Source organism: Variovorax sp. IB41 (genome assembly GCF_016405905.1).
Taxonomy (GTDB): Bacteria; Pseudomonadota; Gammaproteobacteria; order Burkholderiales; family Burkholderiaceae_C; genus Variovorax.
The window spans coordinates 1-23,859 of sequence record NZ_JAEFCB010000012.1; the positions used below are offsets into that span (position 1 = coordinate 1).

Below are 23,859 nucleotides of genomic sequence, written 5' to 3' on the forward strand. Positions count from 1 at the left end.
AAGGAGGAGGCGAAGCCGGGGGACATTCGCGAAACAGAGCCCACCGTCGGCGTGAGTGCCGCCCCGAACCAGCAGGCAGTGTCAGTACATCTGCTTGGGCGCAGTGGCCTTCCAACTGCGGCTGATACGCCCCGCACTGTCGATGCTTTCGAGATGCACGTCGAAGCCCCAGAGCCGCGCGACATGCTTGAGCACCTCTTCCGCGCCGTCGTGTAGCGGCAGGTTGTTGCGCTGCGTGTGCCGCAGCGTGAGCGAGCGGTCGCCGCGCGTGGCCACGTTCCACACCTGGATGTCGGGCTCGCGGCTGCTGATGTCGTACTGGCGTGACAGCGATTCGCGCAGCGACTGGTAACCGCTGTCGTCGTGGATGGCGGACACCTCGAGCTCCGACTCGCTCTGGTAATCGCGAATGGAGAACAGGCGGAAATCGCGCATCGTCTTGGGGCTCAGGAACTGGCCGATGAAGCTCTCGTCCTTGAAGTTGCGCATCGCGTAGTCGAGCGTCTTGACCCAGTCGCTGCCGGCGAAGTCGGGGAACCAGCGGCGGTCTTCCTCGGTGGGCTTCTCGCAGATGCGGCGCAGCTCGGTGAACATCGCGAAACCCAGCGCATAGGGGTTGATGCCGCTGTAGGCGCGGTGGCCCACCGGCGGCTGGAAGATCACGCCTGTGTGCGAACTGAGCCATTCCATCATGAAGCCATCGGCCAGCTGGCCGCGCTCGTACATGGTGTTGAGCAGCGTGTAGTGCCAGAAGGTGGCCCAGCCTTCGTTCATGACCTGCGTCTGGCGCTGCGGATAGAAGTACTGCGCAATCTTGCGCACGATGCGCACCACTTCGCGCTGCCAGGGTTCGAGCAGCGCCGCGTTCTTCTCGATGAAGTAGAGCAGGTTCTCCTGCGGCTCCGAGGGAAAGCGCCGCGTGGCATCGGATTCGGCTGCCTGCTCGGCGCGCTTGGGCAGCGTGCGCCAGAGGTCGTTGACCTGCTGCTGCATGTGGCGCTCGCGGTCCGCGCGCTGCACGCTTTCTTGCGCGAGCGAGCGCTTCTGCGGACGGCGATAACGGTCGACGCCGTAGTTCATCAGCGCGTGGCAGGAGTCCAGCAGTTCCTCGACCGCGTCGAGGCCGTGGCGCTCCTCGCACTCGGCGATGTAGTGGCGCGCGTAGACCAGGTAATCGATGATGGACGACGCATCGGTCCACATCCGGAACAGGTAGTTGCCCTTGAAGAAACTGTTGTGGCCGTAGGCCGCATGCGCGATCACCAGGGCCTGCATGGCCATGGTGTTTTCTTCCATGAGGTAGGCGATGCACGGGTCGGAGTTGATGACGATCTCGTACGCCAGGCCCATGTGGCCGCGCTTGTAGTTCTTCTCGGTGGCGATGAACTGTTTGCCGTACGACCAGTGGCGGTAGATCATCGGCATGCCCACGCTGGCGTAGGCGTCCATCATCTGCTCGGCGGTGATCACCTCCAGCTGGTTGGGGTAGGTGTCCAGGCCGAAGCCCTTGGCGGTCTTGGCGATCTCGGTGTGGTAGGTCTCGATCAGCTCGAAGGTCCAGTCCGAGGGGCTCGGAAGGCGCTCCAGGCGCTCCGACGTACCGTCGGCGGGCGGGCGATCGGTGGCGGTGGTGTTCATGAGGTGACCCCTTCCTTCTTGAACAGGTCGCGGAACACAGGGTAGATGTCTTGCGCGTCGGAGACTTTGCGCATCGCGAAGTTGGGCTGCACGCCTTCGAGCTGCGCGTACTCCTGCCACAGGTTCTGCTCGGTCTCGGCCACCTGCACGTAGGCGTAGTAGCGCACCACCGGCAGGATGTCGTTGACCAGCAGCTCGCGGCAGCGGCCGCTGTCCTGGTGCCAGTTGTCGCCGTCGCTGGCCTGCGCGCCGTAGACGTTCCATTCGCCGCTGGGGTAGCGCGCCTTGATGATCTCGTCCATCAGCACCAGCGCGCTGGAGACCACGGTGCCGCCGGTTTCGGTGGCGTGGAAGAACTCTTCCTCGGTCACTTCCTGCGCCTGCGTGTGATGGCGCAGGAACACGAGGTCGATGGTCTCGTAGTGCCGCGTGAGGAACATGTAGAGCAGCATGAAGAAGCGCTTGGCCATGTCCTTGCGCGCTTCGTCCATGGAGCCCGACACGTCCATGAGGCAGAACATCACGGCCTTGGCGCTGGGCACCGGCGTCTTCACGCGGTTGCGGTAGCGCAGGTCGATGGGGTCGATGTAGGGCACGTGCCGCATGGTGCGGCGCAGCTCGGCGATGAGCTCCTCGGTCTCGCGAATTTCCTTCTCGATCAGCGCCGTCGTGGCCTGCGGATGCGCCTTCAGGTGCACGAGGTGCGCCTCCAGGCGCTTGAGTTCCTTGCGCGGTTCGCCGCCGAGCGCGATGCGGCGCGCGAGCGCCCCGCGCATCGAGCGCACCACATGCAGGTTGTTGGGCGAGCCGTCGCTCGTGAAGCCGGCGCGGTGGCTCTTCCACTCGGGCACGTCGGCGATCTGCGTGCGGATGAGGTGCGGGAGCGCCAGGTCGTCGAAGAAGACGCGCATGAATTCCTCGCGGGTGAGGCGAAAGACGAAGTCGTCCTCGCCTTCGCCGCCGTCGCCCGCCTCGCCGCTCCCGGAGCCGCCGCCACCCTGGCCTTCGGGGCGCGCGATGCGGTCGCCCTTCAGGTACTCCTGGTTGCCCGGATGCACGTACTCGCGGTCGCCGCCACGGGAATGCCCGAACACCGGTTCGGACACATCGTGGCGCGGCAGGGTCACGTCTTCGCCTTGCTCCAGTTCGCGGATGTTGCGGCCGCTCACTGCACGCCGCACCGCCTCCTGGATCTGTCCCTTGTAGCGCCGAAGGAAGCGCTCGCGGTTGCCGATGGACTTGTTCTTGCCCGAGAGCCGGCGGTCGATGATCTGCTGCAGGATGGCCACGATGGGAAAGCCTCCGTTCAATATCAAATCAAGATGCGTGCCGTCGTGAAACGCCGCGGAACCGGCTCCGCCGGGCCGCTGGCGTTGCCCCCTGCAAGGGGGTTGGCGAAGCGACACGAAGTGCGCGAAGCCTGGGGGTGTGCCATATCACGAACTCTTGCGCACGCGCAGGTACCACTCGCAGAGCAGCCGCACCTGCTTGGCGGTGTAGCCCTTCTCGACCATGCGCGTGACGAAGTCCTCGTGCTTCTTCTGCTCGTCGGCGCTGCTCTTGGTGTTGAAGCTGATCACCGGCAGGAGCTCCTCGGTGTTGGAGAACATCTTCTTCTCGATCACCGCGCGCAGCTTTTCGTAGCTGGTCCACGCCGGGTTGCGCCCCGCGTTGCCGGCCCGTGCGCGCAGCACGAAGTTGACGATCTCGTTGCGGAAGTCCTTCGGGTTCCCGATGCCTGCGGGCCGCTCGATCTTCTCGAGTTCGGCGTTGAGCGAGGCGCGGTCGAACACTTCGCCGGTGTCCACGTCGCGGAACTCCTGGTCCTGGATCCAGTAGTCGGCGTAGGTCACGTAGCGGTCGAAGATGTTCTGCCCGTACTCGCTGTAGCTCTCCAGGTAGGCGGTCTGGATTTCCTTGCCGATGAACTCGGCATAGCGCGGCGCCAGGAGCTCCTTGATGTAGCTGATGTACTTCTGCTCGACCTCCGGCGGGAACTGCTCGCGCTCGATCTGCTGCTCGAGCACGTACATCAGATGCACCGGGTTGGCGGCGACCTCGGAGCTGTCGAAGTTGAAGACCTTGGAGATGATCTTGAAGGCGAAGCGCGTGGAGACGCCGCTCATGCCTTCGTCCACGCCCGCGTAGTCGCGGTACTCCTGGATCGACTTGGCCTTCGGGTCGGTGTCCTTCAGGCTCTCGCCGTCGTACACCTGCATCTTGCTGAAGGTGCTGGAATTCTCGGGCTCCTTCAGGCGCGTGAGCACCGACAGCTGGGCCATCATGCGCAGCGTGCCGGGGGCGCAGGGCGCTTGCGCGAGCGACGAGTTGCGCACCAGCTTCTCGTAGATCTTGATTTCTTCGGAGGCGCGCAGGCAGTAGGGCACCTTGACGATGTAGATCCGGTCGAGGAAAGCCTCGTTGTTCTTGTTGTTGCGAAAGGCCTTCCACTCGCTCTCGTTGCTGTGCGCCAGAACGATGCCGTCGAAGGGAATGGCGCCGAAGCCTTCGGTGCCCTTGAAGTTGCTCTCCTGCGTGGCCGTGAGCAAGGGGTGCAGCACCTTGATGGGCGCCTTGAACATTTCCACGAATTCCAGCAGGCCCTGGTTGGCCAGGCACAGGCCCCCGGAGTAGGCGTAGGCGTCCGGGTCGTCCTGGGCATAGGTCTCCAGCTTGCGGATGTCGACCTTGCCGACCAGCGAGGAGATGTCCTGGTTGTTCTCGTCGCCCGGCTCGGTCTTGGCGACCGCGATCTGCCGCAGCACCGAGGGGAAGCGCTTGACCACCTTGAACTGGCGGATGTCGCCGCCGTATTCCTCCAGGCGCTTGACGGCCCAAGGGGAGAGAATTCGGTTCAGGTAACGGCGCGGAATGCCGTATTCCTTTTCAAGGATCTCGCCGTCTTCCAGGGTGTCGAAGAGCCCCAGGGGCGATTCGTTCACCGGCGAGCCGTGGATCGCATAGAAGGGCACGTGCTCCATGAGCTGCTTCAGGCGCTCCGCGATGGAGCTCTTGCCGCCGCCGACCGGGCCCAGGAGGTAAAGGATTTGCTTCTTTTCTTCCAGCCCCTGGGCGGCATGGCGGAAATAGGACACCACCTGTTCGATGGCGTCCTCCATGCCGTAGAACTCCTTGAACGCCGGATAGATCTTGATGACCTTGTTGGCGAAGATGCGCGAAAGCCGGGGGTCGTTGCGCGTATCGACCAGCTCGGGCTCGCCAATGGCCTTGAGCATGCGCTCGGAGGCGGTGGCGTAGGCGGTGGCGTCTCGCTTGCAGATATCCAGGTATTCCTGCAGGGAGATCACCTCCTCGCGGGTGCGCTCGTAACGGGCGGCAAAGTTGCTGATCACATCCATGGTCACGCCTCCATCAGGTCAGTGGGGCTTTTGGCCCCGGAGCCTGCAGCAAAGGCAATGCGCGCATTTAAAAGGTGCCCGCCCCCGCTGCATGCGGTGAAAAAACTCCCTACAACGTCCTGCTAACAATCAGGATAAAGCAAACATTCAATGCGGCAAATGTTTTATTTATTGGGGACCCCACTCCTGAGTAAAGTTCCAAAAAAATACAAACTGGTTTTCAGAATTTCAGATAAATTAAAAGGCTCGCTCGCGCAATTCTCTCCGGGTGAAATGCCTATATCGAACGGCATTGGTGTTTTCCCGAGAACACCGCGCCTATTGAGCACCTCGGCTCAATAAAAACATACGCTCCTCTGCAATAACGCGCGATCTGTCGTTTGGTTTATTGCACATCCGAAAAATATCTAAAAGCAATCCTCGCGCCACTTTTTCATGAGCGGCTGGCGCGTGTGCGCGTGGGAAAGCAGCGCAGGCGCCAGTCGGTGCGTACCGGCACGGTGCGGCGGGCACCGGCTCAGTGCTTTACGGCGCTCGCAGAGGCTTGGATGCACCGGCCCGAGGAGCGGGGGCCGAGCGTCGAATGGAAGGCGCTGGCGCTCCTGCTTCGGCCCCAGGCGAAGAAAAGCCCCGAGGCCCTGCGGCAACCGGTGCACGCAGAGGCTCGGGGCCTTGCACGTTCCCGCACGTCTTTGGTGCCCGGCGGGATGATCGTCTTTCAGCTCGACTCAGCTCAGCTGAAAAATTCTTTGGCCTTGTCGAACCAGCCCTTGTCGGTCGGGCTGTGCTTGTCGCCGCCCTTCTTGAGCGATTCGTCCAGCTCCTTGAGCAGCTTGCGCTGGTGCTCGGTGAGCTTGACCGGCGTCTCCACGCGCACGTGGCAGTACAGGTCGCCCGGATAGCTCGAGCGCACGCCCTTGATGCCCTTGCCGCGGAGGCGAAACTGCTTGCCGCTCTGCGTGCCGTCGGGAATGTCGATGGCCGCGGCGCCCTTGAGCGTGGGCACGCTGATCTCGCCGCCGAGCGCGGCCGTCGTCACGCTGACCGGCACCACGCAGTGCAGGTCGTCGCCGTCGCGCTCGAAGAGCTCGTGCTTCTTCAGGCGGATCTCGATGTACAGGTCGCCCGGCGGCCCGCCGTTGGTGCCCGGCTCGCCGTTGCCGGTGCTGCGGATGCGCATGCCGTCGTCGATGCCGGCGGGGATCTTCACCTCGAGCGTCTTGTTGTTCTTGATCCTGCCCTGGCCATGGCACACGGTGCAGGGCTCGGGAATGATCTTGCCGCTGCCGTGGCAGGTGGGGCAGGTCTGCTGCACGCTGAAGAAGCCCTGGCGCATCTGCACCGCGCCCGCGCCGTGGCAGGTGGTGCAGGTGATCGGCTTGGTGCCGGGCTTGGCGCCCGAGCCCTTGCAGGTGTCGCAGTTGTCCCAGCTGGGAATGCGGATCTGGGCTTCCTTGCCCTCGGCCGCTTCCTCGAGCGTGACTTCCATCGCGTAGCTCAGGTCGCTGCCGCGGAACACCTGGCGCCCGCCGCCCTGGCGGCCACCGCGCGCGCCGCCGAACACGTCGCCGAAGATGTCGCCGAAGGCCTCCGCGAAACCGCCGAAGCCTTCCGCGCCCGGGCCGCCGCGCATGTTGGGGTCGACGCCGGCGTGGCCGTACTGGTCGTAGGCCGCGCGCTTCTGGCTGTCAGAGAGCATCTCGTAGGCCTCCTTCACCTCCTTGAACTTGGCCTCGGCGTCCTTGCTGGTGTCGCCGTGGTTGCGGTCGGGGTGGTGCTTCATCGCAAGCTTGCGATAAGACTTCTTGATTTCTTCCTCGCTCGCGTTCTTGGGGACGCCGAGGGTTTCGTAATAGTCGCGTTTGGTGGCCATGGCAGGTCGATCAGGAGGCTCGGGAGGCAGCGGGAACTCGGGTGACTGGAAGCGAGAAAGGCTGGAGCACCCTTTCAGGTGTTCCAGCCTTGGTCAAGCGGCTGGCGATCAGCCCTTCTTGACTTCCTTGACTTCGGCGTCGACCACGTTGTCGTCGGCCTGCGCATGCGCAGCAGCTTCCGCGCCAGCCGGGCCGCTCGCCGCCGAGGCGCCTGCCGCAGCCTGCGATTCGGCGTACATCTTCTCGCCCAGCTTCTGGCTTGCGGTCATCAGCGTGTTGGTCTTTTCCTCGATCACGGTCTTGTCTTCACCCTTGAGGGCTTCCTCGACGTCCTTGATCGCGGCCTCGATCGCTTCCTTCTCGGCGGCTTCCAGGCTCGCACCATGTTCGTCCAGCGACTTCTTCACGCTGTGCACCATGGCCTCGCCCTGGTTGCGGGCCTGCACGATCTCGAGCTTCTTCTTGTCGTCTTCGGCGTTGAGCTCGGCGTCCTTCACCATCTTCTGGATCTCGTCTTCGGAGAGGCCCGAGTTCGCCTTGATGGTGATCTTGTTTTCCTTGCCGGTGCCCTTGTCCTTGGCGCCCACGTGCAGGATGCCGTTGGCGTCGATGTCGAAGCTCACCTCGATCTGCGGCGTGCCGCGCGATGCCGGCGGAATGCCTTCCAGGTTGAACTCGCCCAGCGCCTTGTTGCCCGAGGCGATGTCGCGCTCGCCCTGGAACACCTTGATCGTCACGGCCGGCTGGTTGTCCTCGGCGGTCGAGAAGGTCTGCGCGAACTTCGTCGGGATCGTGGTGTTCTTGGTGATCATCTTGGTCATCACGCCGCCCATGGTCTCGATGCCCAGAGACAGCGGGGTCACGTCCAAGAGCAGCACGTCCTTGCGGTCGCCCGAGAGCACCTGGCCCTGGATGGCGGCGCCGACGGCCACGGCTTCGTCCGGGTTCACGTCCTTGCGCGGTTCCTTGCCGAAGAAGGCCTTCACCTTTTCCTGCACCTTGGGCATGCGGGTCATGCCGCCGACCAGGATCACGTCGTTGATGTCGCTCACGCTGATGCCGGCATCCTTGATGGCCAGGCGGCAGGGCGCGATGGTGCGCTCGACCAGCTCGTCCACCAGGCTCTCCAGCTTGGCGCGGGTGAGCTTGATGTTCAGGTGCTTCGGACCCGAGGCATCGGCCGTGATGTAGGGCAGGTTGATGTCGGTCTGCGCGCTGTTCGACAGTTCGATCTTGGCCTTTTCAGCCGCTTCCTTCAGGCGCTGCAGCGCGAGCACGTCCTTGCTCAGGTCGACGCCCTGTTCCTTTTTGAACTCGGCAATGATGTAGTCGATGATGCGCTGGTCGAAGTCTTCGCCGCCCAGGAACGTGTCGCCGTTGGTCGACAGCACTTCGAACTGCTTCTCGCCGTCCACGTCCGCGATTTCGATGATCGACACGTCGAAGGTGCCGCCGCCCAGGTCATACACGGCGATCTTGCGGTCGGCCTTGTCCTGCTTGTCCAGGCCGAAGGCCAGGGCCGCAGCGGTGGGCTCGTTGATGATGCGCTTGACGTCCAGGCCCGCGATGCGGCCGGCGTCCTTGGTGGCCTGGCGCTGGGCGTCGTTGAAGTAGGCCGGCACCGTGATCACGGCTTCGGTCACCGGTTCGCCCAGATAGTCTTCGGCGGTCTTCTTCATCTTGCGCAGGATGTCGGCGCTGACTTGCTGGGGCGCCATCTTCTTGCCGCGCACTTCGACCCATGCGTCGCCGTTGTCGGCCTTGGCGATGGTGTAGGGCATCAGGTCGATGTCCTTCTGCACTTCCTTTTCCTCGAACTTGCGGCCGATCAAACGCTTGATCGCGTACAGCGTGTTCTTGGGGTTGGTCACGGCCTGGCGCTTGGCCGAGGCACCGACCAGGACTTCACCGTCTTCCTGGTACGCGACGATCGACGGCGTGGTGCGGGCACCTTCCGAGTTCTCGATCACACGCGTGGTGTTGCCTTCCATGATCGACACGCACGAGTTGGTGGTGCCGAGGTCGATGCCGATGATCTTTGCCATGTTCTTTACTCCTGAAAGCCTGAAAAATATGTTGTTATGAACTTGTGGATAACCCAGCTCGATTCAAGGGAAGAAGCGGGGATTTCCTGTGGGAATCTTGTGTGCCGATGGACCGTGGTCACTTCGGCGCGCTGACCGTGACCAGCGCCGGGCGCAGCACGCGCTCGTTGATGGTGTAGCCCTTCTGGAGCACGCTCACCACGGTGTTGGGTTCCTGATCGGGCGCGGGCACCACCGAGATGGCCTGGTGCTGGTGCGGATCGAACTTGGTGCCGGCGGCCGGGGCCACTTCGATCACCTTGTTGCGCTCCAGCGCGCTCTTCAACTGCCGCAGCGTGGCTTCGGCGCCTTCGCGGATCTGCTCGGGCGTGGCGTCCTTGATGGCCAGGCCGGCTTCCAGGCTGTCGGTCACCGGCAGCAGGCTTTCGGCGAACGCCTCGACCGCGAATTTGCGGGCCTTGGTGATTTCGTCGTCGGCGCGGCGGCGGGCGTTTTGAACGTCGGCCTGGGCGCGCAGGTATTGATCGGCCAATTCGGCGTTCTTGGCCTGCAGCGCGGCCAACTCGCCTTGCGCCGCGGCCAATGCGTCGGCTTCATTGGCGGCCTGCGCGGCCTCCAGTTCTTCGGGACTGGGCTCGCCTTGCAGCATTTGCGAATTCTGTGCGGATTGTTGCGGGTCAGACATTTTTCAAAGAACGGCGTGCGCCGGAAAACAAACGATAGCCAGCCACTTGGGGCTGGCCAGGGGCATTTCAAGCGAAAAAATGCGGAAAAAGGGCCCGTCGAGGCATGAAAAAGGCCCGAAACCGGGCCTGTGTGCCAAGACTTGGCTGGGGAGCGATCAGTGCGCGTCGAGCAATTCGACGTCGAACTTGAGGGTGGCGTTCGGGGGGATCACGCCGCCGGCGCCGCGGGCGCCATAGCCCAGCGATGCGGGAATGATCAGCGTGCGCTTGCCGCCGATCTTCATGCCGGCGACGCCTTCGTCCCAGCCCTTGATGACCTGGCCGGCGCCCAGCGAGAACGCGAAGGGGTCGTTGCGGTCGCGGCTCGAATCGAACTTGGCGCCTTGCACGCCGTCGTTGTAGAGCCAGCCGGTGTAGTGCACATGCACGTGCTGGCCAGCCTTGGCTTCGGCGCCGGTGCCGACTTCGGTGTCTTCGTACTGCAGGCCGGAGGGGGTGGTAGGCATGGGAAACGCTCCTTGCGTCGATGAATGGTGAATTGGATCGAAGGCGCGAAGTTTACCGATGCCGGATGGCGGCCCGCTCAGCCCGTCGTATCGGCAGGCGGCGCAGGGGGCGGCGGAGGCGGCGAGGAAGGGGCCGGAGGCGCGACGGGCACAGTTGGCGCACTGGCCGCAACTGCCGCCGGCGCGGCCGCTTTCTTCAACTGGCCCAACTGCCATTTGCCGGCAAAGGCCTGCAGGTCGGACAGCCGCTTGAGCAGGTCCTGCCCGCTCAAGGTGAGGCAATAACCGTCGCTGCCATGGCTCACGATGCCGGCTTCGCGCAGTTCCTTGATGCGGGTGTTCAGGGTGTTGGGAGTGATGCCGCCCACGCTGTCCTGCAGCAGGCGAAAGGTCTGGGCATGGCCGTCGCGCAGGGCCCAGAGCACACGCAGCGCATAGCGGGCTTCCAGCAGTGCGAGCAACTGGCTGACGGCTGCGTTTTCCTTGGTACTCATCGACATCATCTCCTCGAAGCTGGGCGGGCTGCGGGCCTGTGGGTGGCCGATGCCGCGCGCTCTTGTTTGTGATCGGTTATGGACCGTCCTGCCGGCCGGCGACTATAGCGCAAACGATGTGGATGCTACTAGTTTTATAGCTATAAGGGCATGCTGCATGCGGGCTGTGAGACAAAGCCTCACAAATTCGTGTAGTCGGCCATGGCTTCGCCCAGACGGATTGCGCGGGTGGGCGACCAGTCGGGGTTGAACGCCAGCGCAGGCGCCGGGAACAGCATGACGACGGTGGAGCCGAGCAAGAAACGGCCCATCTCGTCGCCCTTCTTGATGTCGATCTGCTGGTCGTTGTAGTGCCACTCGCGCAGTTCGCCCACGCGCGGCGGATTGACCACGCCGTGCCACACGGTGGCCATGCTGCCGACGATGGTGGCGCCCACCAGCACCAGCACGAAGGGCCCGCGCGCCGATTCGAAAACGCACACCACACGCTCGTTGCGCGCAAAGAGCCCGGGCACGCCGCGCGCGGTGGTCGGGTTCACTGAGAACAGGTCGCCGGGCACGTGGATCATGCGCACGAGCCGCCCGTCGCACGGCATGTGGATGCGGTGGTAGTCCTTGGGGCTCAGGTAGAGCGTGGCGAAGCTGCCGTGCGCGAACTTCGCGGCCAGCGCGGCGTCGCCGCCGACCAGCGCGGTGGTCGTGTAGTTGTGGCCCTTGGCCTGGAAGATCTGGTCGCCCTCGATCGCGCCGAACTGGCTGATCGCGCCGTCCACCGGGCACACCAGGTCGGCCTGCGCAAGCGGGCGCATGCCCGGCTTGAGCGCGCGCGTGAAGAACTGGTTAAAGCTTTTGTAGTGCTCGATGTCCGACTCGAGCGCCTCGCCCATGTCCACGCCGTACTTGGCGACGAAGCGGCGAATGATCCATGTGGTGACGGCACCGCGTTCCTTCCCCGCGACCCAGCCGGCGAAATTGGTCAGGGCCTGCTTGGGGAACAGGTATTGGGGCAGAACTGCGGAGCGGTCGGACACGTTGGGGGAAGCCTCGAATGGGGGTCGGAAGGGCATTCTATAAAGCGCCTTCCTCGCGAGACGTAGGAAGCTTCCCTCGGTTCAAGTTGGCCCCGAGGCTCGACCGGCCGGCTACTCTGCCTTGATGCCCGCCGCCTTGATCACCGCGGCCCATTTCTCCACCTCGGCCTTCTGGAACGCGGCAATTTGCGCGGTCGACAGATCGGCCGGCTCCATGCCGAAGCCCTTGAGCTTGTCCTGCATCTCGGGCGTCGCGAGGACCTTGCGGATCTCGGTGTGGAGGCGTTCGACTACCGGCGCCGGCGTGCCCGCGGGCACGAAGATCGCCTGCCACGACACCACCTCGAAATCCTTCAGCCCCGCGATGCCCGATTCGGCCACCGTCGGCACGTCGGGCATCGAGGCCAGGCGCTTGGCCGAGGTGACGGCGATGGCGCGCAGCTTGCCGCTCTGGATGTGCGGACCCGCGACCACCGTGGTGTCGAACATCATGTCGACCTGGCCGCCGATCACGTCCTGGATCGCCGGGCCGCTGCCCTTGTACGGGATGTGCGTGAACTTCACGCCCGACTTGAACGCCAGCAGCTCCAGCGCCAGGTGCTGCGAGGTGCCCGTGCCGGCCGAGGCCGACGAGAGCCCGCCCGACTTGGCCTTGCTCGCATCCAGCACGTCCTTGAGCGTCTTGTAGGGGCTCGCCTGGTTCACCACCAGCACCACCGGGTTGGTGCCGATGAGCGTGACCGGCGCGAACGACTTCTGCGGGTCGTAGCCGATCTTGGGATACAGGCTCACGTTGATCGCGTGCGAGCTGATCGTGCCGCCCACCAGCGTGAAGCCGTCGGGCGCGGCGCGCGCGCCGATCTCCGAGCCCACGCTGCCGCCGGCGCCGCCCTTGTTGTCGATGATCACGCTCGTGCCCAGCACGGTGCCCAGCTTCTGGCCGATCAGCCGGCCCAGCACGTCGGTGGTGCCGCCCGCGGGAAAGGGCACGAGGTAGGTGATGGCCTTGCCCGTGGGCCAGGCGTTGCTGCTCTGCGCGAACGCGGGCAGGGCGGTCGCCAGCGAAGCGGCGAGGGCGGTTCGGATCAGTGTTCGGCGTTGCATGTCGTGGGTCTCCGAGGGCCGGGTCATGGCTTGATGTTCAGCTTGGTGATCAGCTGCTTGAAGTACACGTTGTCCTTGGCCAGCGTCTCCTTGAACACGGCGCCGTCGGTGTAGACGTAGCCCAGGTTCTGCTTGTCCATCACTTCGTGCATCAGCGGCTCGGCGGCCGTCTTGGCGGTCATCTCGCGCAGCTTGGCCATCACTTCGGGCGGCGTGTTCTTCGGCGCGCCGATGCCGCGCCAGGTGCCGATCGACAGGTCGATGCCGCGCTCCTTGGCGGTGGGCACCTTCTCGAAGCCCTTCACGCGCTTGTCGGCCATCACCATCAGCACCTTGAGCTTGCCGCCCTGCACGTGCGTCGTCACTTCGGCCGGGCTCACCGCCACGGCCTCGATGTGGCCGCCCAGGAGCGCGAGCACCGCGGGCGCCGCGCCCTGGAACGGAATGTGGCCGAACTTCGTGCCGGTCTTGTCTTCCAGCGCGGCGGCCGCCAGGTGCCAGATCGAGCCGTTGCCCGAGTTGCCCACGCGGATGCCCTCGGGCGACTTCTTCGCGGCGGCGAGGAACTCCTCGATGGTGTTCCACGGCGCATCGGCCTTCACCGTGATCGCGGCCGGATCGGCGTTGAGCTGCGCGATCGGCTGGAAGTCGTCGTAGTTGAATTTCGCAAGACCCAGGTGCGGCAGCGTGAGCAGCTCGACCGTGAGCACCGCGAGCTTGTAGCCGTCGGGCTTGGCGTTGATCACCTCGGTCCAGCCGATGGCACCGCCCGCGCCGGGGCGGTTGACGATCACGATGCTCTGCGAGATGTGCTTGCGGCTGGCTTCCGAGAACGCGCGCGCCAGGCCGTCGGTGCCGCCGCCCGGCTGGTAGGGCACCAGCAGTTCGATCGAGCGGTTCGGAAAGTCGTTGGCCGCCTGCGCGAAGGCCGTCGAGGCCAACCCGAGCGAAAGGGTGGCTGTGGCCGAGAGGGCCGTGAGGCCGCGGATGAATGCGCTTCTTTTCATGATGTCTCTTGTCTCCGTTTGTTGATCTGATCCACGAACGGCCCCGCGACGGGGCCGTCTCTCCAAAAAATGTCAGGGCATGTACTGCCCGCCATTCACCTCGATGACCTGGCCCGTCACATAGCCCGAGAGCTGCTTCGAGGCCAGGTAAAGAAACGCACCGACGCATTCCTCGGGCTCGCCGATGCGCCCCATCGGAATGCTCGCCCTGAAGTTCTCAAGCATCGCGGGCGTCGAGAAGCGGTCCTGGAAGGGCGTCTGGATCACGCCCGGCGCCACCGCGTTCACGCGGATGCGGTCGCCCACCAGCTCTTTCGCGAGGCCGTGCGTCGCGGTGCTCACGAAGCCCTTGGAGCCCGCGTACAGGTACGCGGCCGGACCGCCGCCGGTGCGCGCCGCGACCGAGGTCACGTTGATGATGTTGCCCCCGCCTTGCGTGCGCATCAGGGGAACCACCTCCCGGCAGAACGCGAGCACCGAGCGCGCGTTGATGTGCATCACCTCGTCGAAGAGCGCATCGTCGAACTCGGCAATGGGCACGCGCTTGACCAGGCTACCCGCGTTGTTCACCAGCACGTCGATGCGGCCGAACTCCGCCTGGGTTTGCTTCACGCAATCGCGGATCGCGCCGGTGTCGCGCACGTCGGCCTTCACTGCGAACGCAGTGCCGCCGGCGGCGCGGATCGTCGCGACGACCTGGTTCGCCGCATCGGCCGAGCTGTTGTAGTGCACCGCCACGCGCATGCCGCGCGCGGCGAAGGCGATGGCCACAGCGGCGCCGATGCCGGTGCTGGCGCCGGTGACGAGCGCGGTCTTGTCCTTGAGGTCTTCCATGAGGGGTTCCGTTGATGAGAGCGAAAGAAGAAGGTCAGCGCGGCGATATGGACGCCACGCTGGGCGAGCGGTACTTCAGCACCCACTTGATGGTGAGCGGCGTGCTGAAGCTGAAGGCCGGCGCGCTGCAGCGGATGCTGGTCTTGAGCGCGCCGGTGGGCGTGTTGTAGTCCGCGTTGGCGCTCACGTCGACCGGCGCGCAGTCCTGCAGGCCCTCGACCTCGAAGCCCTGCACGTCGCCGTTGGCGTAGCTGAACCTGTTGTTGCCCAGCGCGGTCACGCCGTCCGAGTACGAGCCGAACTCCATCTCGACCTTGCCGATGTCCAGCGTGCCCACGGGCGTGTAGGTATCGACGCGGGTGATCCGGCCCGGCTCGAAGGTGTAGGCGGTGGAGGAGGTGATGCGTGCGTCCTTGAACGGATTGCCGCCGCTGCTGGTGCCCACCACCCGGTCCATCGCGTCCTGCTCGTAGTTCACCACCAGCACCTTGCCGGCATCGAGCACTTTCAGGTTCTTCTGGTAGGACGCCGGAATCAGCACCTGCGGCGTGCCGGCATTCACGAAGGTGAATTGCGGCTGCAGTTGCGGCCAGCGGGTGTCGGCCACGCCCGAGAGCATGTTGTACGAGAAGGGCACCGCGAAGTACGGGTTGGTGCGGTGGTAGGTGGCCGCGCCGTTCACCACCGGCAGGCTGATCACGCGCAGGCCGTCGCGGTAGGTGACCAGGCCGCGGTCATAAGTGGCGGGCTGGCCGTCGAAGCCGGCGAATTTGGTGAGCGTCGAGCGCGGCAGCTTGTCCAGGTAGGCGAGGAATGTCTGCGTCGAGACCGGCGGCTTCTGCGCATAGCCCGCGCTCTTCCACAGGTTGTTGGTGTAGATGAGCTGGTGCGACAGGCTCAGGTTCTCGCCCAGGATGCGCGCGATGCCGCGGTAGCTGTCCACGCGCCGGCCCTTGTTCCACATGTTGAGCGAGCCCGCCTCGGCGTCGTACCAGAACTCCACGTACTTGGCCGTGATGCGCGTGGCGAAGGCGTAGGCGATGTCTTTTTCCTCGGCGCTGAGCACGTTCTCGTGCTCGGCGGCCGAGAGCACTTCGGCGAAGGCCGTGTCGGCGTAGCCCGCGAGGCTGCGGCCGAAGTCCACGCCGTTGCCGGCCGGGTTGAGCCGGGCCTTGATCACGTCCACCGACTGGCGCAGCCACCCCTTGAGCGACGCCTCGTCCTCGGCCGAGACCGTCATGCCGGTCTCGATCAGGCGCTGCATGATCTCGCCGATCAGCAAGATGCTGTAGCGGTCGAAGCGCCCGCTGCCGTCGGTCTCGTCGGAGAAGCCGAAGGCCGAGAAGGTCTTGTAGTGGTTGATCATCTTCTGCAGCAGCGCCTCGCTGGCCTCGGGGCCTTCCCAGCCCATGAGGAAGCGCAGGCGCGCGATGCTGAAGGCCACGCCGTAGTAGTTGGTGGGCAGGTTGATCAGCGAATAGTCGGCCGGGTTGACGAAGGCGCGCCAGTCCAGCTTGACCTTGAGCTTGTCGAGCGTGCCCGCGTTGATCGCGGGGCTCGCGCCGTCCAGGAGGCCCGCCTTCTTGAGCTTCCACAGCGCCGACATGTAGTAGTAGATGCCCCAGCTGTCGTTGGTCGAATCGATGGTGATGTCCGCGATCTCGCGGTAGCCGTCCAGGTAGGTCTGGTACTTCGGGTCCGAGGGCGGGGTGTTCAGCAGCAGGTACGAGAAACCGATGGCGACCTTGCCCGGAAGAAACTTGTCGCCGCTCGTGGGCGCGAACACCTCCTGTCCCTGGATCACGGTCTTGATGCCCTGCGCGCGCACCTGCTCGAAGAGGCGGTCGATGGTGGGCAGCAGGTTCTCGCGCACGATGTCGTCCATCGGCTTGTTCGACAACTTCGGCTGGGCCGCGAGCACTTCGGGGTCCACGGGCGTCTCGGCGGGCGGCGCCGGCGCAGGGGCCGACGGATTCACCGCGATGGGCGGGAAAGACACGCCGCCCCCACCACCTCCGCCGCCGCACGCGGCGAGCAGGGCGGCACCCGCGATCAGGCTCACTACCAGCTTGGGTTTCTGCATCCTCTATCTCCTTCTGTTGTAAGAAAAAAACCAGGCCCGGCTCCTCCGCCGCGCCATCCGGATCAGGTTGCCGCCGTCACCTCCTCATCAGGTCACGGGTGCGGGGTTGAAGAGCACGAGCGCGTTGTGCAGCTTCCAGTGCTCCGCCCAGGTCTTTTTCTTGCCGCTGGCCACGTCGAGCATCAGCCGGAAGAGCTCCCAGCCCACGTCCTCGATGGTGGCGTCGCCGTCGGCGATGCGGCCCGCGTTCACGTCCATCAGGTCGTGCCAGCGGCGCGCAAGGTCGCTGCGCGTGGCGACCTTGATGACCGGCACTTCGGCCAGGCCGTAGGGCGTGCCGCGGCCGGTCGTGAAGATGTGCAGGTTGATGCCCGCGGCCAGTTGCAGCGTGCCGCAGATGAAATCGCTGGCGGGCGTCGCCGCGTAGATCAGGCCCTTCTGCCTGACCTTCTCGCCCGGCGAGAGCACGCCCGAGATCGGCGCGGAGCCCGACTTCACGATCGAGCCCATCGCCTTCTCCACGATGTTGGAGAGGCCGCCCTTCTTGTTGCCCGGCGTGGTGTTGGCGCTGCGGTCCACGCGCCCCTTCTGCAGGTAGGCGTCGTACCAGGCCATCTCGCGGATCATGGCCTCGGCCACTTCGGGCGACGACGCGCGCGAGGTGAGTTGATCGATGCCATCGCGCACCTCGGTGGTCTCCGAGAACATCACGGTGGCGCCCGCGCGCACCAGCAGGTCGGTGGCAAAGCCGACGGCCGGGTTCGCGGTCACGCCGGAAAAGGCATCGCTGCCGCCGCACTGCACGCCCACCACCAGCTCGCTCGCGGGCACGGTCTCGCGGCGGCGCGCGTTCAGCCGCGCGAGATGCACCTCGGCCTGCCGCATCACCGAATCGATCATCGACATGAAGCCGACATGCGCGTCGTCCTGCAGGCACACCACGTCGAGCGCCGCATCGGCCGCATTGGACGCGGCGCCTTCGCCGCGCTGGTCGGCGATGGGAATGGTGCCGGGCGGCAGCAGGCGCTCGGGCTGCAGCTTCTCGCAGCCCAGGCTCACCACCATGACCTCGCCGCCGAAATTGGGGTTGAGGCTGATGTTGCGCAGCGTGCGGATCGGCACGATCGCGTCGGGCGCGTCGATGGCGACGCCGCAGCCGTAGCTGTGCTCCAGCGCCACCACGTCGTCGACGTTGGGATACTTCGGCAGCAGCTCGGACTTGATGCGCTGCACCGCGAACTCGGTCACGCCGGCCACGCACTGCACGGTCTGCGTGATGGCCAGGATGTTGCGCGAGCCCACCGAGCCGTCGGCATTGCGGTAGCCCTCGAAGGTGTAGCCCTCCAGCGGCGGCATGGCGGGCGGCTTCACGGTCGCGATGGGCAGGCCTTCGAGCTCGGGCGCCGTGGGCATGCGCATCACGCGCTCGTGCACCCAGCTGCCGCGCGGCAACGCCTTCTGCGCATAGCCGATCACCACGTTGTAGCGAACGATGGCGTCGCCTTCGGCCAAGTCGGCGAGCGCCACCTTGTGGCCTTGCGGCACGTTGTCCACCAGCACCAGGCCGTCGGCGAACGCCGCGCCCGTTTTCAGGCCGCCGTCGTTCGCGACGATGGCGACGTTGTCGGCCGCGTGGATGCGGATGTAGAGCGGGGGGCGGGTGTTCGTATCGGCCATCGCGGGGCCCTTTCCTTCTTGGCTTCTTTGCTTACTTCACGACCATGAACAGGCCGGGCAGCCAGGTCGAGAACGCGGGCACGAAGGTGACCACGCCGAGCGCGAAGATCAGTGCGCCGTAGAACGGCCAGATGGTCTTCATCACCGTGCCCACCGAGACGCCGCCGATCGCGCAGCCCACGAATTGCGTGGTGCCCACCGGCGGGGTGTTCAGGCCCAGCGCGCAGTTGATCAGCATCACCACGCCGAACTGCACCGAGGTCATGCCGTAGTGCTGGGCGATCGGCAGGAAGATCGGCGTGCACAGGAGGATCGTCGCGGCCATGTCCAGGAAGGTGCCCAGCACGAACAGGATGATGTTGATGAGCAGGAAGATCATCCACGGCGTGGTGGTCACCTGCGACAACATCTGGCCCGTGAGCTCGGCCACGCCGTACAGGCTGATGAGGTAGCCGAAGGTGCTCGAGATGCCGATCAAAAGCAGGATCACGCCCGTGGTGCGCACCGCCTTCGAGGCGGCCTTGATGAAGTGCTCCCACTTCAGCGTGCGGTACACGAAGATGGTGAGCGCCAGCGCATAGAGCACCGCCACCGCGGCCGATTCGGTCGCCGTGAAGATGCCCGACAGGATGCCGCCGAGGATCAGCACCACGATGAAGAGGCCCGGCAGCGCCGCCGCGAACGAGCGCGCCACGATGTCCCAGCCCGGGAACTTGCCGGCCGGATAGCCGCGCTTCACCGCTACCAGGTAGGCGGCCGCGAGGTTGCTGATGGTGAGCACGGCCGCCGGCAGCAGCGCCGCCAGGATCAGCGCCGCGATCGACACCTTGCCGCCCGCCGCCAGCGAATAGATGATGAGGTTGTGGCTGGTCGGCATCAGCGCGCCGACCAGGGCCGCGTGGGTCGTCACGTTGACTGCGTAGTCGGCGTGGTAGCCCTCCTTCTTCATCATCGGGATCATCACGGCGCCCATGGCCGAGACGTCCGCCACGGGCGAGCCCGAGACACCGCCAAAGAGCGTGCAGGCCACCACGTTCGACATGCCCAGGCCCCCGCGCACATGGCCCACCAGGTTGCGCGCGAAGTTGACGATGCGGTCCGCGATGCCGCCGTAGAGCATCAGCTCGCCGGCGAAGATGAAGAACGGAATCGCAAGGAACGAGAAGATGCCCATGCCCGAGGTCATCTGCTGGAAGCCCACCGCAAGCGGCAGGCCTTCATACAGGAGCGTGGCCAGGGCCGACAGCCCGATCGAGAAAGCGACCGGCACGCCCAGGAGCAGGAAGACCGTGAACGAGATGCAGAGAATGAGGAGAGGGATCGTCATGATGCGGTTTCAGCCCCAGGCGGGTTCGACTTCGCGGCCTTGGGCCAGGGCGATGATGTGTTCGATGGAGAACATCACGATGAGCACGCCGGCAATCGACGCGGGCACGTATTTCCAGCCTTCCGAAATCCACAGCGTGGGCAGTCGGTAGTCCCACACCGATTCGGCGAGCGAGGCGCAATTCCACGCCATGGCCAGGCCGAAGACGAGGATCAGTGCGTGGATGAGGTATTCCATCTTCAGGCGCAGCCAGTCGGGCGCGAGCACGAGGAACGATTCCAGGCCGATGTGGCCCGCGTCCCGCACGCCGACGGCCACGCCGAACATCGTGACGTAGAGCACCAGCAGCAGCGCCAGGCTCTCGGCCCAGGTCGGGGTGTTGTTGAGCACGTAGCGGCCGAACACCTGCCAGCTCACCGCGCAGATTACCGCGACGAGACCGAGGATGCCCAACCACATGCAGGCACGGGCGAGGGTGCGGCAAAGTTTGGTGTACATGTGAGTTCTTCTCTTTGTCTTTCTCCCTCCCCTTCCGGGGGAGGGCGGGGGTGGGGGCCAGCGGCGTATCTGCTCCCGCGCCGTCGTGCCCCCATCCCGACCTTCCCGCAGAGGGGAAGGAGCCAATGCAACTGACTTGCTTGCGTTACTTCGTTTCCTGGACGCGCTTGACCAGGTCCTTGAGCTTCGCGTCGGTGATGAACTTGTCGTACACCGGCTTCATCGCGGCCTGGAACGGGGCCTTGTCCACTTCGATGATCTCGGCGCCGCCGGCCTTCACCGTGGCGAGCGACTTCACTTCGCGCTCTTCCCACTGCTTGCGCATGTAGGGCACCGATTCCTTGGCGGCCTGGCGGATCCAGCCTTGCTCTTCGGGCGAGAGCTTGTCCCACGCGCGCTTGGAGAACAGCAGCATCTCGGGCGCCATCGAGTGCTCGGTCTTGCTGTAGTACTTGGCCACTTCGAAGGCGCGGGCGCTTTCATAGGTGGGGTAGTTGTTCTCGGCCGCGTCGATCAGGCCGGTCTTCAGGCCCGTGTACACCTCGCCCATGGGCATCGGCGTGGCGTTGGCGCCCATGGCTTCGAGCATCGATACCCACAGGTCCGACTGCTGCACGCGGACCTTCAGGCCCTTCATGTCGGCGAAGGTGCGCACCGGCTTCTTGGCGGTGAACATCGAGCGCGCGCCGCTGTCGTAGTACGCGAGGCCAATGAAGCCCTGCTTCTCGCACGACTTGAGGATCTCCTCGCCGATCGGGCCGTCCAGCACCTTGTGCAGGTGATCGACCGAGCGGAACAGGAAGGGCATGGTCGGCACCTGCGTCTCGGCGCAGATGTTGTTCATGGGGGCGATGTTCACGCGCACCATCTGCAGCGCGCCGATCTTGGTCTGCTCGATGGTGTCCTTCTCGCTGCCGAGCGAGCTGTTGTTGAACACCTTGATGGTGTGCTTGCCGCCCGACAGCGCCTTCAGGCGTTCGCTCATGAACTTGACCGCGGTCACGGTCGGGTAGTCGTCGGGGTGGATGTCGGCCGAGCGGAACTCGGTGGCACTGGCAGCCAGTGAGGACAGCGCGGCTGCGGCGCCGACGGCAAGTGCGATCAGGGTCTTGTGGAGTTTCATTTGTCTCTTCCTCTGCTTGGTGGTTATCGAAAACGTGAAAAGAAAAGCTCAGCCGCCGAACGCCGGCTCGGGCATGCCCGCCACGCCGGGCCGGAGGGCAAACACGCCGCCGGCCAGCGGCTGGTCCGAGAGATCGATGCCGCCGGGGCGGATCGAGGTGACGAAGAGCGTGTCGAGCGCGGGGCCGCCGAAGGCGCACATCGCGGGCTTTTTCACCGGCACTTCGAGCGAGCGGTCCAGGCGGCCGTCGGGCGTGAAGCGGTGCACCAGGCCCGCGTCGTTGCCGCAGATCCAGTAGCAGCCATCGACGTCGATCGCCGCGCCGTCGGGGCGGCCGGGCAGGGGCTTCATGTCGGCGAAGAGGCGGCGGTTGCTCGGCGTGCCGCTGTCGGTGTCGTAGTCGAAGGCCCAGATCGCCTGCACGCTCGGGTGCGAATCCGAGAGGTACATCGTGCGGCCGTCGGGGCTGAAGGCCAGGCCGTTGGGCACGATGAGATCGTCCAGCTGCAGGGTGGCGGTGTCGCTGTCCTTGCCGTAGCTGTACAGGCGGCCCACGCGTGCGCCCGCGGCCATGTCCAGCAGCATCGTGCCGGCCCAGAAGCGGCCCCGGCGGTCGCAGCGGCCGTCGTTGAAGCGCATGGCCGGCGCCGCGTGCGCGACGGGCGCGATTAGCGTGCTCGCCAGCGTTCCGTCGGCCTGCGGCAGCAGCGAGAAGAGGCCGCTTTCCATGCCCGCGATCCATGCGCCGGGAATGTCGGCGCGCGGTGCGATGCAGGCGATCATTTCATCGGCCTGCCAATGCGTGTGGCCCTCGCTTGCGTGCCAGCTGTTGAGCGTGCGCGCGGGAATGTCCACCCAGTAGAGCGCCTGCTCCCCGGCGTGCCACACCGGGCTTTCGCCGGTGCCGTTGCGCGCGTCGAGAACGAGCTCAGCCTTCATCGCCGAAGGGGCCCTGAGCGGTGAAGGCGCCGCCTTGGTAGATGGCGTTCGGGTCGGTGGGCGCAACGGGCGGCTGCGCCTCGACCTTGTCGCGGAACACCTCCGAGCTGTCCTGCGGCACGAAGCCCAGGTGCGCGGCGGCGCTGTTGTCCCACCACACGTCGCGGTTGGCCGACCTGCCGTAGACGACGGTGTGCTTCACGTCGGGCGTGAAGAGCGACTTCTCGATCAGCGTCGTGAGGTCGCGGTAGCTCAGCCACGTGCTCATCATCCGGCGGTTGAGCGGCTCGGGGAACGAGGAGCCGATGCGGATGCTCACCGTCTCGATGCCCCAGCGGTCGAAGTAGAACTGCGCCATGTCCTCGCCGAACGATTTCGAGAGGCCGTAATACCCGTCGGGCCGGCGCGCCGCGTGCGCATCGATGTGCTCGCTCTGCTTGTAGAAGCCGATCACGTGGTTGGAGCTCGCGAACACCACGCGCTTGACGCCGTGGCGGCGCGCCGCTTCGTAGACGTTGAAGATGCCCAAAATGTTAGCTTCGAGAATCTCCTCGAACGGCCGCTCGACCGACACGCCGCCCAGGTGCACGATCGCGTCGCAATCCTGCAGCAGCGCATGCACCGCGGCCTTGTCCGAGAGGTCGCAGGGCACCACCTCTTCGCTCGCATCGGTGGCTGGCGCCAGCGATGCGATGTCCGAGAGGCGCAGCACGTTCGCACAGGGCTTGAGCCGTTCGCGCAGCACTTTGCCCAGGCCCCCGGCCGCGCCGGTCAGCAGCAGCCGGTTGAGTTTCTTGTTCGAAGCTTCCATCGTCACTCGTCCATTCACAGTTTGGTGATGCGTTCCGGCAGGTCGCGGCCGTGGTATTTCTTGTAGATGGCGTTGAGCTTGCCGCTCTTCTGGTTGGCCACGACCCAGTTGTTGACCCATTCCTTGAGCTTGGGCTGCTCCTTGTTCAGCGCGATGCCCAGGTCGAAATCCTTCTGCGAGAACTTCAGCTCCAGGTTCTTGGCCGGGGCCTGCTTGATCATTTCGCTCAGGTTCGAGGGCGTGCTGGAAAAGAGGTCGATCTGGCCCGTGACCATCGAGGTGATGAGCGTGGCGTCGTCCTCGTAGCGCACGATCTCAGCGCCCTTGGCCTGCTGCGTGGTGAGCGAGTCGTTCACGGTCGCGCGCGTCAAGCCGATGCGCTTGCCGTTCAGGTCGGCGTAGTCGGCCACCTTGATGCTCTTGGGGCCGCCCACGATGATGCTGATGACCGCGTAGGGCGTAGAGAAGTCGACGACCTTCTCGCGCTCGGGCGTGATCGAGAGGTCGGCAATCACCAGGTCCGCGCGCTGGGCCTGCAGCGTGGGCACGCGGGCGGCGTTGGTGATGGAGACGATCTCCAGCTTCACGCCCAGGTCCTTGGCCAGTTGCGTGGCGGTGTCCACGTCGGAGCCGGTGGGCTGCAGGTTGGCGTCGGCGAAGCTGAACAGGGGCGTGCCCATCGCGATGGCCACGCGGATCTTGCCGGCCTTCTTGATGTCGTCCAGCTGGTCGGCCATGGCGGCCTGCGCAACGCCGGCCACGAGGGCCAGCGCGATGCAGGTGCGGGTGAAGGTGGTGCCGAGTTTCATGAATGTCTCCTGGT

Annotated in this window: 20 protein-coding genes; all 20 read right to left on the reverse strand. The window is 65.2% G+C overall.

Going from position 1 to position 23,859, the window contains the following annotated elements; translation table 11 throughout:
• Positions 1-81: 81 nt before the first annotated feature.
• Positions 82-1,638: a SpoVR family protein gene (locus JC881_RS20750; protein ID WP_198787588.1), complete on the reverse strand. Its 1,557-nt coding sequence runs from the start codon at positions 1,636-1,638 to the stop codon at positions 82-84.
• Positions 1,635-2,927 (reverse strand): YeaH/YhbH family protein, encoded by a 1,293-nt coding sequence (locus JC881_RS20755; protein ID WP_198787589.1) that lies wholly within the window; start codon positions 2,925-2,927, stop codon positions 1,635-1,637. The genes JC881_RS20750 and JC881_RS20755 overlap by 4 nt, the downstream gene beginning before the upstream one ends.
• A gap of 147 nt (positions 2,928-3,074) precedes the next feature.
• On the reverse strand, positions 3,075-4,997 hold the full coding sequence (locus JC881_RS20760) for a PrkA family serine protein kinase (protein ID WP_198787590.1): 1,923 nt from the start codon (positions 4,995-4,997) through the stop codon (positions 3,075-3,077).
• Positions 4,998-5,730: 733 nt separating this feature from the next.
• Entirely contained in the window at positions 5,731-6,870 is a 1,140-nt protein-coding gene (dnaJ, locus tag JC881_RS20765; RefSeq protein ID WP_198787591.1) for a molecular chaperone DnaJ, read from the reverse strand.
• 108 nt (positions 6,871-6,978) lie between these two features.
• Positions 6,979-8,916, reverse strand: coding sequence for a molecular chaperone DnaK (gene dnaK / locus JC881_RS20770; RefSeq protein ID WP_198787592.1), 1,938 nt, complete (start codon positions 8,914-8,916; stop codon positions 6,979-6,981).
• Positions 8,917-9,034: 118 nt separating this feature from the next.
• On the reverse strand, positions 9,035-9,601 hold the full coding sequence (grpE, locus tag JC881_RS20775; RefSeq protein WP_198787593.1) for a nucleotide exchange factor GrpE: 567 nt from the start codon (positions 9,599-9,601) through the stop codon (positions 9,035-9,037).
• Positions 9,602-9,757: 156 nt separating this feature from the next.
• Positions 9,758-10,108: an FKBP-type peptidyl-prolyl cis-trans isomerase gene (locus JC881_RS20780; RefSeq protein WP_013540334.1), complete on the reverse strand. Its 351-nt coding sequence runs from the start codon at positions 10,106-10,108 to the stop codon at positions 9,758-9,760.
• A 77-nt stretch (positions 10,109-10,185) separates the two neighbouring features.
• Complete coding sequence (locus tag JC881_RS20785; RefSeq protein ID WP_198787594.1) at positions 10,186-10,602, reverse strand: winged helix-turn-helix transcriptional regulator; 417 nt, start codon at positions 10,600-10,602, stop codon at positions 10,186-10,188.
• Positions 10,603-10,781: 179 nt separating this feature from the next.
• A complete protein-coding gene (asd, locus tag JC881_RS20790; protein ID WP_042578644.1) occupies positions 10,782-11,633 on the reverse strand; it encodes an archaetidylserine decarboxylase in 852 nt (283 codons plus the stop codon).
• A 111-nt stretch (positions 11,634-11,744) separates the two neighbouring features.
• The gene (locus JC881_RS20795; RefSeq protein WP_198787595.1) at positions 11,745-12,737 is read right to left on the reverse strand and encodes a Bug family tripartite tricarboxylate transporter substrate binding protein; all 993 of its coding nucleotides are present in this window, start codon (positions 12,735-12,737) and stop codon (positions 11,745-11,747) included.
• 23 nt (positions 12,738-12,760) lie between these two features.
• Entirely contained in the window at positions 12,761-13,744 is a 984-nt protein-coding gene (locus tag JC881_RS20800) for a Bug family tripartite tricarboxylate transporter substrate binding protein (protein WP_198787596.1), read from the reverse strand.
• Between the two features lie 72 nt (positions 13,745-13,816).
• Complete coding sequence (locus JC881_RS20805; RefSeq protein WP_198787597.1) at positions 13,817-14,578, reverse strand: SDR family NAD(P)-dependent oxidoreductase; 762 nt, start codon at positions 14,576-14,578, stop codon at positions 13,817-13,819.
• A gap of 34 nt (positions 14,579-14,612) precedes the next feature.
• Complete coding sequence (locus JC881_RS20810) at positions 14,613-16,661, reverse strand: hypothetical protein (protein ID WP_198787598.1); 2,049 nt, start codon at positions 16,659-16,661, stop codon at positions 14,613-14,615.
• An 87-nt stretch (positions 16,662-16,748) separates the two neighbouring features.
• Entirely contained in the window at positions 16,749-18,338 is a 1,590-nt protein-coding gene (garD, locus tag JC881_RS20815; protein WP_198787599.1) for a galactarate dehydratase, read from the reverse strand.
• Positions 18,339-18,369: 31 nt separating this feature from the next.
• The gene (locus JC881_RS20820) at positions 18,370-19,665 is read right to left on the reverse strand and encodes a TRAP transporter large permease (RefSeq protein WP_198787600.1); all 1,296 of its coding nucleotides are present in this window, start codon (positions 19,663-19,665) and stop codon (positions 18,370-18,372) included.
• A 9-nt stretch (positions 19,666-19,674) separates the two neighbouring features.
• A complete protein-coding gene (locus tag JC881_RS20825) occupies positions 19,675-20,163 on the reverse strand; it encodes a TRAP transporter small permease (RefSeq protein WP_176658555.1) in 489 nt (162 codons plus the stop codon).
• Between the two features lie 145 nt (positions 20,164-20,308).
• Positions 20,309-21,286, reverse strand: coding sequence for a TRAP transporter substrate-binding protein (locus JC881_RS20830; RefSeq protein ID WP_198787601.1), 978 nt, complete (start codon positions 21,284-21,286; stop codon positions 20,309-20,311).
• 48 nt (positions 21,287-21,334) lie between these two features.
• A complete protein-coding gene (locus JC881_RS20835) occupies positions 21,335-22,225 on the reverse strand; it encodes an SMP-30/gluconolactonase/LRE family protein (RefSeq protein WP_198787602.1) in 891 nt (296 codons plus the stop codon).
• Positions 22,215-23,036: an NAD-dependent epimerase/dehydratase family protein gene (locus JC881_RS20840; RefSeq protein ID WP_198787603.1), complete on the reverse strand. Its 822-nt coding sequence runs from the start codon at positions 23,034-23,036 to the stop codon at positions 22,215-22,217. The genes JC881_RS20835 and JC881_RS20840 overlap by 11 nt, the downstream gene beginning before the upstream one ends.
• 14 nt (positions 23,037-23,050) lie before the next feature.
• Positions 23,051-23,845 carry a transporter substrate-binding domain-containing protein gene (locus JC881_RS20845; protein ID WP_198787604.1) on the reverse strand — a complete coding sequence of 265 codons (795 nt, stop codon included), beginning with the start codon at positions 23,843-23,845 and terminating at the stop codon, positions 23,051-23,053.
• Positions 23,846-23,859 lie beyond the last annotated feature (14 nt).

Coding starts and splice junctions, on each gene's coding strand:
- dnaK (WP_198787592.1), bottom strand. CDS start 8,916: ATGGCAAAGATCATCGGCATCGACCTCGGCACCACCAACTCGTGCGTG.
- JC881_RS20750 (WP_198787588.1), bottom strand. CDS start 1,638: ATGAACACCACCGCCACCGATCGCCCGCCCGCCGACGGTACGTCGGAG.
- JC881_RS20805 (WP_198787597.1), bottom strand. CDS start 14,578: ATGGAAGACCTCAAGGACAAGACCGCGCTCGTCACCGGCGCCAGCACC.
- JC881_RS20840 (WP_198787603.1), bottom strand. CDS start 23,036: ATGGAAGCTTCGAACAAGAAACTCAACCGGCTGCTGCTGACCGGCGCG.
- garD (WP_198787599.1), bottom strand. CDS start 18,338: ATGGCCGATACGAACACCCGCCCCCCGCTCTACATCCGCATCCACGCG.
- JC881_RS20810 (WP_198787598.1), bottom strand. CDS start 16,661: ATGCAGAAACCCAAGCTGGTAGTGAGCCTGATCGCGGGTGCCGCCCTG.
- dnaJ (WP_198787591.1), bottom strand. CDS start 6,870: ATGGCCACCAAACGCGACTATTACGAAACCCTCGGCGTCCCCAAGAAC.
- grpE (WP_198787593.1), bottom strand. CDS start 9,601: ATGTCTGACCCGCAACAATCCGCACAGAATTCGCAAATGCTGCAAGGC.
- JC881_RS20760 (WP_198787590.1), bottom strand. CDS start 4,997: ATGGATGTGATCAGCAACTTTGCCGCCCGTTACGAGCGCACCCGCGAG.
- JC881_RS20835 (WP_198787602.1), bottom strand. CDS start 22,225: ATGAAGGCTGAGCTCGTTCTCGACGCGCGCAACGGCACCGGCGAAAGC.
- JC881_RS20780 (WP_013540334.1), bottom strand. CDS start 10,108: ATGCCTACCACCCCCTCCGGCCTGCAGTACGAAGACACCGAAGTCGGC.
- JC881_RS20785 (WP_198787594.1), bottom strand. CDS start 10,602: ATGAGTACCAAGGAAAACGCAGCCGTCAGCCAGTTGCTCGCACTGCTG.
- JC881_RS20800 (WP_198787596.1), bottom strand. CDS start 13,744: ATGAAAAGAAGCGCATTCATCCGCGGCCTCACGGCCCTCTCGGCCACA.
- JC881_RS20845 (WP_198787604.1), bottom strand. CDS start 23,845: ATGAAACTCGGCACCACCTTCACCCGCACCTGCATCGCGCTGGCCCTC.
- JC881_RS20795 (WP_198787595.1), bottom strand. CDS start 12,737: ATGCAACGCCGAACACTGATCCGAACCGCCCTCGCCGCTTCGCTGGCG.
- JC881_RS20820 (WP_198787600.1), bottom strand. CDS start 19,665: ATGACGATCCCTCTCCTCATTCTCTGCATCTCGTTCACGGTCTTCCTG.
- JC881_RS20825 (WP_176658555.1), bottom strand. CDS start 20,163: ATGTACACCAAACTTTGCCGCACCCTCGCCCGTGCCTGCATGTGGTTG.
- JC881_RS20830 (WP_198787601.1), bottom strand. CDS start 21,286: ATGAAACTCCACAAGACCCTGATCGCACTTGCCGTCGGCGCCGCAGCC.